The sequence below is a fragment of the Mesorhizobium japonicum MAFF 303099 genome (genome assembly GCF_000009625.1).
GTDB lineage: Bacteria > Pseudomonadota > Alphaproteobacteria > Rhizobiales > Rhizobiaceae > Mesorhizobium > Mesorhizobium japonicum.
On sequence record NC_002678.2, the window covers coordinates 2516200 to 2528544 of the forward strand.

The 12345-nt window shown below is 62.2% G+C and carries 17 protein-coding genes and 1 tRNA gene; 9 read left to right on the forward strand and 9 right to left on the reverse strand.

Going from position 1 to position 12345, the window contains the following annotated elements; translation table 11 throughout:
* Positions 1-7 precede the first annotated feature (7 nt).
* Complete coding sequence (gene kdpF, locus MAFF_RS13315; protein ID WP_019861144.1) at positions 8-97, reverse strand: K(+)-transporting ATPase subunit F; 90 nt, start codon at positions 95-97, stop codon at positions 8-10.
* Between the two features lie 432 nt (positions 98-529).
* Between kdpF and MAFF_RS13320 the strand changes: the two genes are divergently transcribed.
* Positions 530-1027, forward strand: coding sequence for a ferritin-like domain-containing protein (locus MAFF_RS13320; protein WP_032933756.1), 498 nt, complete (start codon positions 530-532; stop codon positions 1025-1027).
* 174 nt (positions 1028-1201) lie between these two features.
* Here the strand turns inward: MAFF_RS13320 and MAFF_RS13325 are convergent, their stop codons facing one another.
* On the reverse strand, positions 1202-1921 hold the full coding sequence (locus MAFF_RS13325; protein ID WP_032933757.1) for a Crp/Fnr family transcriptional regulator: 720 nt from the start codon (positions 1919-1921) through the stop codon (positions 1202-1204).
* Positions 1922-2143: 222 nt separating this feature from the next.
* Here MAFF_RS13325 and MAFF_RS13330 point away from each other — a divergent pair, with 222 nt between their 5' ends.
* Positions 2144-2380 (forward strand): DUF6894 family protein, encoded by a 237-nt coding sequence (locus MAFF_RS13330; protein ID WP_010911441.1) that lies wholly within the window; start codon positions 2144-2146, stop codon positions 2378-2380.
* 151 nt (positions 2381-2531) lie between these two features.
* A complete protein-coding gene (locus MAFF_RS13335) occupies positions 2532-2729 on the forward strand; it encodes a hypothetical protein (protein WP_010911442.1) in 198 nt (65 codons plus the stop codon).
* A 148-nt stretch (positions 2730-2877) separates the two neighbouring features.
* Here MAFF_RS13335 and MAFF_RS13340 read toward each other — a convergent pair whose 3' ends face one another.
* The 5 genes from MAFF_RS13340 to MAFF_RS13360 all read right to left on the reverse strand — a co-directional run bounded on the left by MAFF_RS13340 (position 2878) and on the right by MAFF_RS13360 (position 5535).
* The gene (locus MAFF_RS13340) at positions 2878-3180 is read right to left on the reverse strand and encodes a DUF982 domain-containing protein (RefSeq protein WP_010911443.1); all 303 of its coding nucleotides are present in this window, start codon (positions 3178-3180) and stop codon (positions 2878-2880) included.
* Between the two features lie 212 nt (positions 3181-3392).
* Positions 3393-4652 carry an acyltransferase family protein gene (locus tag MAFF_RS13345; RefSeq protein WP_044548316.1) on the reverse strand — a complete coding sequence of 420 codons (1260 nt, stop codon included), beginning with the start codon at positions 4650-4652 and terminating at the stop codon, positions 3393-3395.
* Between the two features lie 232 nt (positions 4653-4884).
* A complete protein-coding gene (locus MAFF_RS13350) occupies positions 4885-5064 on the reverse strand; it encodes a hypothetical protein (protein WP_010911445.1) in 180 nt (59 codons plus the stop codon).
* A gap of 27 nt (positions 5065-5091) precedes the next feature.
* The gene (locus MAFF_RS13355; RefSeq protein ID WP_010911446.1) at positions 5092-5334 is read right to left on the reverse strand and encodes a hypothetical protein; all 243 of its coding nucleotides are present in this window, start codon (positions 5332-5334) and stop codon (positions 5092-5094) included.
* 111 nt (positions 5335-5445) lie between these two features.
* Positions 5446-5535 (reverse strand) — tRNA-Ser (locus MAFF_RS13360).
* Positions 5536-5902: 367 nt separating this feature from the next.
* Here MAFF_RS13360 and MAFF_RS13365 point away from each other — a divergent pair.
* The 4 genes from MAFF_RS13365 to MAFF_RS13380 all read left to right on the forward strand — a co-directional run bounded on the left by MAFF_RS13365 (position 5903) and on the right by MAFF_RS13380 (position 8835).
* Positions 5903-6622, forward strand: a complete 720-nt coding sequence (locus tag MAFF_RS13365) for a hypothetical protein (RefSeq protein ID WP_244420784.1) — start codon at positions 5903-5905, stop codon at positions 6620-6622.
* A gap of 132 nt (positions 6623-6754) precedes the next feature.
* On the forward strand, positions 6755-7078 hold the full coding sequence (locus MAFF_RS13370) for a hypothetical protein (protein ID WP_010911448.1): 324 nt from the start codon (positions 6755-6757) through the stop codon (positions 7076-7078).
* A gap of 218 nt (positions 7079-7296) precedes the next feature.
* Complete coding sequence (locus MAFF_RS13375; RefSeq protein WP_010911449.1) at positions 7297-8286, forward strand: BMP family lipoprotein; 990 nt, start codon at positions 7297-7299, stop codon at positions 8284-8286.
* Positions 8287-8373: 87 nt separating this feature from the next.
* A complete protein-coding gene (locus MAFF_RS13380; RefSeq protein ID WP_010911450.1) occupies positions 8374-8835 on the forward strand; it encodes a GNAT family N-acetyltransferase in 462 nt (153 codons plus the stop codon).
* On the opposite strand, the gene MAFF_RS13385 is transcribed toward MAFF_RS13380, so the two are convergent.
* Positions 8830-9228 (reverse strand): hypothetical protein, encoded by a 399-nt coding sequence (locus MAFF_RS13385; protein WP_010911451.1) that lies wholly within the window; start codon positions 9226-9228, stop codon positions 8830-8832. The genes MAFF_RS13380 and MAFF_RS13385 overlap by 6 nt on opposite strands.
* A gap of 22 nt (positions 9229-9250) precedes the next feature.
* Positions 9251-9457 carry a SlyX family protein gene (locus MAFF_RS13390; protein WP_169627215.1) on the reverse strand — a complete coding sequence of 69 codons (207 nt, stop codon included), beginning with the start codon at positions 9455-9457 and terminating at the stop codon, positions 9251-9253.
* Positions 9458-9675: 218 nt separating this feature from the next.
* Between MAFF_RS13390 and MAFF_RS13395 the strand changes: the two genes are divergently transcribed.
* On the forward strand, positions 9676-11208 hold the full coding sequence (locus MAFF_RS13395) for an ABC transporter ATP-binding protein (protein ID WP_010911453.1): 1533 nt from the start codon (positions 9676-9678) through the stop codon (positions 11206-11208).
* On the forward strand, positions 11205-12344 hold the full coding sequence (locus MAFF_RS13400) for an ABC transporter permease (protein ID WP_032931644.1): 1140 nt from the start codon (positions 11205-11207) through the stop codon (positions 12342-12344). The genes MAFF_RS13395 and MAFF_RS13400 overlap by 4 nt, the downstream gene beginning before the upstream one ends.
* Position 12345 lies beyond the last annotated feature (1 nt).

Sequence of the window (12345 nt, forward strand, 5' to 3'; positions counted from 1 at the left end):
CGTGCCTTCAGAAGCGTTCTGGACGAACGAGGGCGTATGTGAGGTAGGCAAGCAGGAACAAGGTCACGCCGCCGCCGAGGATGTAATCGAAAAGCATGGTGCGATCCCTTAACTCAAATTCTGTCGCAGGCTTTGACGTAGGCCAAGGACAGGACAAAAAACAAAACCCCTACCCCGAGAACAATGACGTCCATTGTGCTTGTTCCTTACTTCAATCTTTCTACCGGGAACCTGCTGTAGGCAGGCCGGTAATATATGAAAACGGCGCGCTACATTCCGATTGGCGGCGTCCGACGTTTTTCCCATGCGAAATATGGACCCGATCGCCATAAAGGTTCGAGACGGCGCGGGGCGGAAAGAAATAGGAATTTCATAAAGGTTTTTGCCGGCCCGTCCGTGTCGGAGGAGATGGTGTCTCGATGAGGATTTGTCGGGTTGGATCGCTGGACCGCGCTGTGCGGCGCGGATGGAACGAATCATCCTGCGGGAGATTGTCGACCTGAGGGTTCACGCATCAGAGGATATGACGATGGCAAAGCAGAAAATGCTCGACGACCTGTTTCACGACACGCTGAAGGACATCTATTTCGCCGAAAAGAAGATATTGGCGACACTGCCGAAAATGGCCAAGGCCGCGCAAAGCGCCGAGCTGAAGGCCGCCTTCGAAAAGCACCGCACCGAGACCGAGGGCCACGTCGCCAGGCTGGAGAAAGTCTTCGGCGTGATCGGCAAGAAGCCGGTCGGCAAGACCTGTGCGGCCATCATGGGCATCACCGAGGAAGGCGCCGAGATCATGGAGGAGTACAAGGGATCTCCCGCGCTCGATGCCGGTCTGCTGGCCGCCGCGCAGGCGGTCGAGCACTACGAGATCTCACGCTATGGCACGCTGAGGACATGGGCCGGTGAACTCGGCCTGAACGAAGCCGTGACGCTTCTCGAAGCAACGCTGAAGGAAGAGAAGGCCACGGACGAGGCCCTGACCAAGATCGCTGAGACGGCGGTCAACGTAGCAGCCGAAGCAGCATAAATCCGCAAGATCGGAGAACGCACTGATCGGCCCAAGGCGTGTCGAGATTCAGGTCAGGTCGCGGCGAAAACGATGGCTTTCGAGAACCGGAGCGGAGCGTACTTAAGTACGTGAGCACCGGAAGCGCAGAAAGCTATCGTTTGCAGGCCGACCTCACCTGAATATCGATACACCTTAGCGCGGCTCCCGCATCATGCTGAGATAGGTGGGATCGAACTCGGCGATTTCCTGCAGCCGGTGCCAATCCAGAATGGTCACCGTGTGGTTTGCCCAGCTGACGACTCCGACCTTGCGCAAGGCGCCGATAACCCGGTTCATGTGCACCACCGACAGGCCCAGCACATCGGCCAGTTCAGCCTGCGAGAGCGGCAGGTGAAAGCTCATGCCGTTGGTCCGCTGCACCACCTGCAGCCGCACGAAGAGTTCACAGACGAGATGGGCCAGATGCGAGGTCTTGGACCGCCGCCCCATGGCGACGATCCACTCGCGATGGATGGCGCCGTCGACCAGCGTGTCCAGCCACAACAACCGGGTCAGGTGCGGCGCCTGCTCGGTGATGGTGCGAAGCCGGCTATGGTCCGCGAACATGACATGACAGGGCGACAGAGCGACGATGCCGTGATCCATGGTCTTCAGCAGGAAAGCGTGGAGATCGACGAAATCGCCGGACACCTGCAATGAGGTGAACTGCCGGCCGCCATTCTCCAGCACCTTGTAGCGCGCCGCCAGCCCGTCGAGGATCAGCGTCGAATAAGTCGGCCGCGACCCCGATGCGACGATGTCCTGGCCGGTGGCGAAATGCCTCTCGAACGTCATGGCGCCGGCCAGCAGCGCCTTCTCGGCGTCCGACAGGGCGTCATGCTGTCCCAGGTTCAGATAGAGGGATTCAAGCACCGCAATCTCCGGCGAAAGGGCTTTGGCAGCCGATCGCCATCTTATTCTGTCGGAAGCAAAGGCGGCTTCGGCTGCCCTAAGCCTTTCGCCGCTGATAGGCATTAACATTTGTTAAGGCCTGCTTGTTCCACGGCAAATGCCACCTCTGATGGAACAACTGGCTGGTCCGCGAATTGTCGGTCGAATATCTCGCCATTTCATCAGTCTGAGGTTCAGCCCATCATGCCTCGATATTATCTTGACCTCTACAATGGCGACGGTCTGACGGTCGATGATGACGGTCAGGTCTTCGAGACGCGCGAACGCATGCGGCGCGAGGCGATCCGTATTCTGCCTGACATCGTACGCGACGAGATCATCGAAAACGACCACACCGCCATCACTGTGAAGGTACGCGACGAGGACGGACACCAGGTATTCGAGGCATCGCTCGTCATCTCGTCAGGTTGGTGTGACTGATATCGCTCTATCCGGGCATCGATGACAAAAGTTTTCCGACCATCATTTGTAATCGCCGCCCCCGCCGCAACGCTGCACCATGGGGGCCGGAAGATGATGGAGGCGGCGATTGTTCCCAACCAACGCCGTCTCGGAATGGAGTTAGCAGCACATGGTCCGTGCAAAAGTCGACACCCAGCGTGACGAGCGCGCCAAGCGTGAATCGCAGATCGTGATCGATGCCGAGCGGGCGGCCCGCGAGGCAAAGACAGCAAGGCTGAGAGAGCTGCGCCTCGCAGCGCAGTCATCGCAAGAGCCCGATCCGACAATGCCCAAGCCGACGCGTCGGCGCGCGCCTTCGAAAGGTTGATCGCCCACAACCGCTGGGCAAACATCGTCGGTAGATGACAGCGATCCTTGCAATCTTCGTGCAATAAGCGAAAGCCCGGCTCGGGAGGGCCAAGCCGGGCTTTCGGTGGTGGCGGCGTTAGCCGCCACGACGGGAGGTGGCCTCAAACTCAGGCGGCGTAGCCGCCATAGCCGCGCGCGACGGCGCGCGCCACGATGACCGGCTCGATCTCGGGCCAGAGGATGCCGGTTGCTTGTGCGAATTCGACCAGCGCATGGCGCGCCTCATCCCGGGTGATACAGCCTTCCAGCGCAAGGCCGCACGCCTCGACGGCATTGCGATGGAGCGGGCCACGGCGCGAGGTCGTCCAATCGGTCAGGAAATCGTGCATTTCGGCCAGCGAGGCAATCTCGCGCTTGAAGCCGAGGCCGACAGTCAGTGCGACCGGTGAATGAAACAGCTTGTCGTGCATGAAGCAGGCTCCTGATTATAGCAGCGCCAGGAGAAATATCCGGGCTGGTCCACGGACGGGACGCCGTGAAACGCGCTGCGGGCCAAGAGGTTCCGGGCCGGGAGCTTTTATGTGAAATGCGGCGGTCGCGCTCTGATCGCCATGCCCGCACAACCCCCCATCTTTCACGCCAGCCCAGGCCGATCAGGTCGAGCGTTCGAATGGCCCGGAAATCATCGCTCCTGGGCGGTGTGCGCGGCCTGCAGACTGTCTTGTGGAACGTCCCGGATGCGCCAGGCCTGCGCTGCGTCAGCGGATGTCGTCTCACGCACCTCGCGCTGCGTCGACAAGCGAAGAACTGCCGCAAGACGGTTTCCCAGCGAGACGCCGGGCTTTTCAACAACAAGGTGCGCGACCAGCGCCATGAGGACCAGAAGCACCATCGCAATCAAAATCACGAGCCAATATTGGGCGGCGTTGTCCATGGCGAAGGTCCGTAGCGGCGCGATGGAGAATATCGAGACGAAGGCAAGCCCCTGCAAGAGATAGATACCAAAGCTGATCTCGCCCAGCCGCACCGAGCGGGAGGTCGTCAGGAGACCAAAGAAATCAGCGCCCGTCACGACCAGGAAGAAGCTGGCAATGCACAGCAGCATCGGCCCCGGCGCGTAGGCGGTCTTGTAGATGGCAAAGATACACACCAGCATCGCCAGGGCGACGGCGGACAAGGCGTGCCGGTGCCACTTCACCACCAGGCCGTTTGCTTCAAGCGTCGCGCACAACATTCCGCCCGCGAAAAGTCCGAGATAGCCGTAGGCGGTGCTGCCTCCGCTCACTGACATGAGGATTGAAAAAGCCAGGAGAACGGCTGGCAAGCCTATGCGGGCCACCGGATGTCGGCTGAATATCGCCGCGATCGGCAGGCTGAAGTACAACAGCCATTCATAGGGCAAGGTCCAGGTTACACAGGCCAATACGCAGATGCGGGAACTCGAAAGCGGGACGTAGCCGAAGACACCGAACAGCAGATTGAAAAATGCCCGCTCGTAAGTGGCGAAGGCCGAATAGTCGATCCCGCCGTCGGCGACCTCCAAAGCCATCGCTGTGCCGACGGCCACAACATAGAGCGGCCCGATCCTGAAAGCCCGCTTGAGCAACAGGGTCGGAAAATCCACGGAGGATTTTGCCGACAGCAGTTTCCCCCAGAACAGATAGGCGGAGATGATGAAGAACAGAGACACTCCCACCTGTCCCAGTGGGCCATAGAAATCCGAAGGCGGATGCTTCCATGCGCCGGTCGCCAGCATTTCATGGTAGATGACGGCGTGGTGAAGCGCGACGGCAAGCGCCAGATAGCCTCGCATTCCGTCTATTGCCCGCACCCTGGCGGAGTTCGTTTCGAAACCTACCCTCTGAAACAGCGGCATGCCCGCCAGCGGCCAAAGCAGCGCGACGACCACAAACGCGGGCCAGATGTCATAAAGTCCAACCACGATAGCTCCGAGCCGATGCGCACGGCACGCTTGAGTCGCCTTGTTGGACTATGCAACCTTGCCCAGAGCCCGCACAAGCGCCCGCCACCATCCGCCTGACGCTTTCCGGCGGGCGGCAACTATCTCTGGCCTTCCTGGCGGAAGCCTTCAAGCGTATGCACGACAACCGGGATCGGCAATTGTGGAAGCGTTGGCCGGTCGCGCTGTCGCCGATCACACGTGACGGTAGGCCCTATCGCCGGACCAACGCGTTTGCTTCGGCCAACGTGGCCAGCATTTGCTCGACGTTCTGCGCCGAGGCGTCCGTGCGCTCGATATGCCGCATCACTTGCTGCGTCAGCATCGCAAGCCTTGCAGCGCGATAGACGTCGCCGTGTCTCGCGGTTTCCATATCGAAGGTCGCGATCATCATGGCCGACAATCCCAAAACTATGGTGCGCTAGAACTCGCTGGCAGCTCGTGGATCGATCTTCGTCAGGCGCTCTCTGGCCTCGATGACACGCCGCTGAGCGGCCCTTATCCTGCCGCAGAGCGCAATATTGATTCCGACTCCGCAATCTTCGTCCAGCATTTCCTTGGCGCGCCTGAGAGTGACCTCCGCCCGCTGTCTGGCCTTGGCCAGTTCCAAGATCATAAGATCGGCCATCGCACCGCGTCCGTTGTGCTCCAGAGTGTACATCATGAAGTGCTAACTCATGACGGAGCGGATCGTTCCCCTGAGGCCCGGGGATACCCTCGAGGTTGCAAGCCCTTGGATCGCTTGTGGTTGAGATCAAATCAGCGATTGGAACGCTGGCGGAGAGAGCGGGATTCGAACCCGCGTTACGGTCTCCCGTAAACACACTTTCCAGGCGTGCGCCTTCAACCACTCGGCCACCTCTCCGTCCGTGCCTTCGCGCCGGCCGGTTTCGCCGCGCGGGTTGGGGAGATGCATCTCCTTGGGGCTGCGGCGCGGAATGTCCGCGCCATGGACGCCGCCCAACCAGCGGACATCCTTCCCCGGCACCTGAGCCGTCGAAGCAACAGGCGCGGGGCTCATCTAGTCGATCCCGCGCCGAATGCCAAGCCATAAGCGCAGTCTATTCGCTTTGCCGGCCACATGGCGGTTCGCGAGGCCGCCGTCGCACCCGTTTGCGGGGCGCCGGCGCCGAATGATGTGCACAGACCAGGCCGCAAGACCCGCCGCGCTTGACTTCGCCGCCGGCCGCCTGTCGAGTGAGGCAGAGGCTTTGCGGGGGCATCGTCCGGCCATGACATCGAGCAGCGAACAACCGGACAATGGGCAGGCGCCGGCCAGCCGCCCGGGTGGCGACCTTTTTTACGTCCCGGTCGGCTGGCTCATCTTCGTCATGGCCTGGTCGGTCTATGGCCTGGCGTCGGCATGGTGGCTGGTCGGCAATTCCAGCCTGCCGGACAAGATCTTCTATTTCCTCATTGGCGGGCTCGTCGCCAATGTCATTACGATCCTTTGGGGGCTTTACCTGCTCGGCCTCGCCTTCGGCCGCTCGGGGCGTTTCCCCCGCCATTTCACCATCTGGCAGATCGCCACCATCGTCTGGGTGCTGGCGAGACAGGCCTATGTGCTGACCGTGCCGGAATTCGTCTTCTCCGCCAGGAGCCTCGGCATCACCGCCATCGAGATCGGCATCGGCCTGCTTTGCATCTACCTGCTGCGCCCCGGCTCCGGCGCCGGGACCGTCTACGCCAGGCCGCAAACCGAAGCGCCGTCGGTCTTCGTTTCCATCATCGCCGCCTTGCTCGGCATCATTCTCGGCGCCGTCATCGGTGCCCTGGTCGGCTTCTTCGCCGGCTCGGTGATCGCCGATGTCGCAAAGGTGAGCTGCTTCGAAGGCGGCTGCGGCTACTTCGCCGCCTTCATCGGCCTGGCCGGGCTGGTGGTCGGCGCCATTGGCGGCGGGATTCTCGCCGTCTGGCTCGTCCATCGGCGCAGGCGCAGGCCTGTGGCATAAGGACAGAAAAGCGCGGGCCTTCAAATTCGCGTATCGCGGTTGCGGGCAGGCCAGACAAATTCTATTTCTCGTTCGGGACACGTGCCGGAGATCCCTTGGGAAGCATCCAGGATCGGCCGGGGGAGAGCCTAGATGTTTCGCTTCATTTTCCGCCTTGCCGCGATGGTCGCGCTGTCGGTCTCCGTCATCATGGCGGTGATCGACACGACGCGCACGGTGGCGGCTTCGGCGCTTGTGCTGACCCCGCTCAATGTCAGCTGGCTGGCGGTCTCGCCGGACACGCGGGCGGCCTTCGAAACCTTCGTCCGCGCCAAGGCCAGTCCGCTTTTGTGGGATGGCGTCATCGCCTGGGTACTCGACCAGCCGGGATTTGCCGTCTTCGCGGTGCTGGCCTTCCTGCTCTACGCCATCGGCTACAGGCGCCAGCGGCGCACCGGCCAATTCGCCGCCAACTGATCGGCAAGGGTCGACAGGCAAGGATCGAGCTGGGCGCAGCCTGCCCGTGGCACGCTTTTCCAAAAGGTCAAAATTCCGCGTGAATTTTGTTTCGGGCCGTGCCAGATTGCCGCCGAGCGGGAGGGGAATACACTCCTGGCTGACGTCGCATGCCGGCCGCAGAACCGGGCAGGCAGGCGGGGCGTAACGGAAAAAATAACCGACAGGGTGTGGATCACATGAAACGTATCGTTCTCGGCCTCCTGGCCGCAACCGCAATGGTTCTTCCGGCTTTCGCCGCGGATGTCCAGCCGGCCATCCTCTATGATCTGGGCGGCAAGTTCGACAAATCCTTCAACGAGGCTGCCTTCCATGGCGCCGAGAAGTTCAAGACCGAGACCGGCACGCCCTATGTCGAGTTCGAAGTGTCCAACGCCTCGCAGCGCGAGCAGGCGCTGCGCCGCTTCGCCGAGGACGGCCACAACCCGATCGTCATGGCCGGCTTCGCCTGGGAGGATGCGCTGAAGAAGGTCGCGGCCGAATATCCCGATCTCAACTTCGCCATCATCGACGATGCCGTCGACCTGCCCAACGTCCGCTCGCTGGTGTTCAAGGAGAATGAAGGCTCCTACCTCGTCGGCATCATGGCCGCGATGGCATCGAAGTCGAAGAAGGTCTCCTTCATCGGCGGCATGGACATCCCGCTGATCCGCAAGTTCGAATGCGGCTATGTCGGCGGCGCCAAGTCGGCCGGCGCGACCGACGTCATCCAGAATATGACCGGCGACACCCCGGCTGCCTGGAACGATCCGGCCAAGGGCGGCGAAATCGCCAAGACGCAGATCGACCAGGGCTCCGACGTGGTCTACGCCGCGGCCGGCGGCACCGGCGTCGGTGTGCTGCAGGCGGCGGCTGATGCCGGCAAGCTCGGCATTGGCGTCGATTCCAACCAGAATGGCCTGCAGCCCGGCAAGGTGCTGACCTCGATGATGAAGCGCGTCGACGTTGCCGTCTACACCGCCTTCATGGATGGCAAGAACGGCACCTTCAAGGGTGGCGTCGAGAATCTCGGCCTCAAGGAAGGCGGCGTCGACTACGCCATGGACGACAACAACAAGGCACTGGTGACCGACGAGATGAAGGCTGCCGTGGAAAAGGCCAAGGCCGACATCATCGCCGGCAAGATCCAGGTGCACGACTACACGACCGACAACGCCTGCCCGTATTGATCGGAAGATACTGATTTGCGAACCGCCGGGCCTTGTCCCGGCGGTTTTGTTTTTGGAAGACTCTGACGGACGAGCACCGAGGCTGGAGTGACGCCGATCATTGAACCGATGACCGAATGCGACGTCGAGGCGGTGGCACGATTGCGCGTTGCCGCCTTTTTCGAGGGCAGCGCAAGGACGCCGGACGAGGACGCCGCCGGTTTACGCACGCTGCTGGCAGGCGACGGCTTCGAAACGGCGCTGGTGGCCCGGATCGACGACATATCGGTCGGTACATGCCTGCTGGTTCGCCACGAATTGGAACCGGCGCACGACCTCACGCCATGGCTGGCCGGCCTGGTCGTCGATCGCAACCACCGCAATAAAGGGATCGGCCGTGCACTGGTCGCGGCCGTCGAAGCCCATGCGGCGTCGATAGGCGTGGAGAGGCTCTACCTCTATACCTGGGAAGCGCGTGATTTCTATACCGGGCTCGGCTGGGTGGTCGTCGAGCAGTTCGAGCAGGACGGCCACCCGATGCTGTTGGTGGCGCGCGAGCTCCGGCTATAGCCGACCCACGAGATAGCCAAGCGCGAAGACCGCAATCAGCACAATGGCGACGACAAATCCGCGCCGGCCGCCAAGTGAATGCACGCCAACACCGTATGGTGACCGGGACAGGCTTCGGATCACCGTTCGCGGTTTGGCATCATTGCCGAGCCCAACGCTGCGCATCTGTGGCAACTCGGCGAGGCGTTGCGTCACCAGCGCCCAATGATTAGCAGGCACGGCAGGTTTTTCGGCGCGGTCGAAAACATGCATGCGTTCGGCAAGCTGCAGCACCGCGTCGCGGAAGGCAGGGTCTATCTCCAGATCGCGCTCGGCCCGTTCGCGATCGGTATCGTTCATCAGGCCGAGCACGTAGTCGCCGGCTCGCGCGATACGATCCCTTTCACCGACCATGGCTTGTACCCTCCCCTCGTCCTCACCAATGCGGCGGCTTGGTCACCGGCACGTCGGGCGCCGCCTGCTCCTCCAGCGCCAGGAAGCGATCGGTCAGCGCGTCGAGCTTGCGCTGCATGCGCTCGATCACCGTCCACTGCTCGGCGATCTGTCCCGACAGTTCCTCGATGGTCCTTTCCTGCTCGGCGGCGCGGATTTCGAGCGTCGTCAGCCGGTCGGCGGGCATGATCATTCGCAGTCCCTGATCTTGCACCACAATGCCTTGCGTCGTGATGCGAATTTCGACGCCGTCATATTAGCGAATATGAAGCCTGCGGACACGTTGGAAATTGACAAGCGCACCGGGATTTGCCGAGAGTGGATACTGCTCCGGCCAATTGGCACGGGCGGGGCGTCATGCTAGGCATTTTGACCAAGCGATAAAAAAATAAGAGTGGGACTGGCTGCATGGCGCAAGCCGCAATCGAACTGATCGGCATCAACAAGAGTTTTGGCGCCGTGCGCGCCAACCGCGACATCAATCTGGAGATCGCGCGCGGCACCATCCACGGCATCGTCGGCGAGAACGGCGCCGGCAAGTCGACGCTGATGTCGATCCTCTACGGCTTCTACCAGGCCGACAGCGGCGAAATCCGCGTCGGCGGCAAGCCGGCATCGATCAAGACCCCCAATGACGCGATCGCGCTCGGCATCGGCATGGTGCACCAGCATTTCATGCTGGTCGACAATTTCTCGGTGCTGGAAAACATCATTCTCGGCGCCGAAAGCGATGCCCTCTTGAAAAGCAGCATCGCCAAGGCGCGCTCGGAACTCGAGCGGCTGGAGCGCGAATACGGGCTCGAAGTCGACCCCGACGCCATCATCGAGGAATTGCCGGTCGGCCTGCAGCAGCGTGTCGAAATCCTCAAGGCGCTCTATCGCGGCGCCGAGATCCTCATTCTCGACGAGCCGACAGGCGTCTTGACGCCGGCCGAGGCCGACCACCTTTTCCGCATCCTCAAGCAATTGAAGGAACAGGGAAAGACGGTGGTGCTGATCACCCACAAGCTGCGCGAGATCATGGCCATCACCGACAATGTCTCGGTCATGCGCCAGGGCACGATGGTGGCGACGCGCGAAACCAGCAAGACGACGGTGGGAGAACTGGCCGAACTGATGGTCGGGCGCCGGGTGCTCCTGAGGGTCGAAAAGGGCGAAGCGGAAGCCGGCGCCGTCAAGCTCGCGGTCAAGAACCTGACAGTGAAGGATTCGCGTGGCGTCACCATGGTCGACGACATCTCCTTCGACCTGCGCGCCGGCGAGATCGTCGGCATCGCTGGCGTCGCCGGCAACGGCCAATCCGAACTGCTCGAGGCGATTTCCGGCATCAGGCATGCCGTTTCAGGCTCGGTCATGCTCGACGGCAAGCCGATCGACCTCACGGGTGCCGCCGATCCGGGCGAATTGCGCGACCGAGGGCTGGCGCACGTGCCGGAGGACCGGCACCATGTCGGGCTGGTGCTGGCTTTCGAGGAGAACGAGAATTCCATCCTCGGCTATCACGACGACCCCCGCTATCTCAAAGGGCCATTCCTCAACGTCGATGCCATCATGGCCGACGCCAAGGACAAGATCGAGAAATACGATATCCGGCCCGGCAATCCGCGCCTGAAGACGGCGAACTTCTCCGGCGGCAACCAGCAGAAAATCGTGCTGGCGCGGGAGATGGAGCAGGATCCAGGCGTGCTGATCGTCGGCCAGCCGACGCGCGGCGTCGATGTCGGCGCCATCGAATTCATCCACAAGCGCCTGATCGCCATGCGCGACCAGGGCAAGGCCGTGCTGGTGGTCTCGGTCGAGCTCGACGAGATCCGCTCGCTCTCCGACCGCATCCTGGTGATGTTTGCCGGCCGCATCGTCGGTGAGCGCGGTCCGGAAGCGACCGAGGGCGAGCTTGGCCTGCTGATGGCCGGCGTCGAGCGCCAGGAGGCAGCACTTTGAGCACGCCATACGCCAAACTGCCGGCCTGGGCCGATTATGGGCTGATCCCGCTGATCAACCTGGCGGTGGCCTTCATCGTCGCCGGCTTCGTCGTGCTCCTGGTCGGCGAGAACCCGTTCCGCGCCGCCGTCATCCTGGTCGAGGGCGCCTTCGGCAAGGGGACCGGCATCGCCTTCACCCTCTTCTATGCCACCACCTTCATCTTCACCGGCCTTTCGGTGGCGGTGGCGGCGCATTGCGGCCTGTTCAACATCGGTACCGAGGGACAGGCCTATATTGCGGGCCTGGGCATCGCCATCATCTGCCTGTCGTTCGACAGCGTGCTGCCCTGGTGGCTGACATTTCCGATGGCAATAGTCGCTTCGGCGCTTGTGGGCGCCTTGTGGGCGCTCATCCCCGCCTATCTGCAGGCCAAGCGCGGCTCGCACATCGTCATCACCACCATCATGTTCAACTTCATCGCCGCCTCGATCATGGTCTATCTGCTGGTCGGACCGCTGAAGCCGGCGGGCTCGCAGGCACCGCAGACCCGCAACTTCCTTGCCGGCGCCGAGCTGCCGAAACTCAACTGGATCATCGAACTGTTCGGCGCCAAGATCCGCTCGGCGCCGCTCAACGTCACCTTCTTGCTGGCGCTGCTCATGGCCTTCCTGGTCTGGCTGCTGATCTGGCGCACCAAGCTCGGCTATGAGATGCGCACCTATGGCCACAGCCCCAAGGCGGCGCGCTATGCCGGCATTTCGGAAACCCGCATCATCATCACCGCGATGATGATCTCGGGCGCGCTCGCCGGCATGATGGCGCTCAATCCGGTGATGGGCGACCAGCACAATGTCGCGATCGACTTCGTCTCCGGCGCCGGCTTCGTCGGCATCGCCGTGGCGCTGATGGGGCGCCTGCATCCGGTCGGCATCGTGCTGGCGGCGGTCCTGTTCGGCATGCTCTATCAGGGCGGCGCCGAACTCGCCTTCGAAATGCCGGCCATCAGCCGCGACATGATCGTCATCATCCAGGGCCTGGTGATCCTGTTCGCCGGCGCGCTCGAACACATGTTCAGGCCTTACATCCAGGCGCTGTTCGCCTCGTTCAGTCCGCGGTCGGTCGGCATGGAAGCGGTCAAGGGAAAGGGCGCCTGAC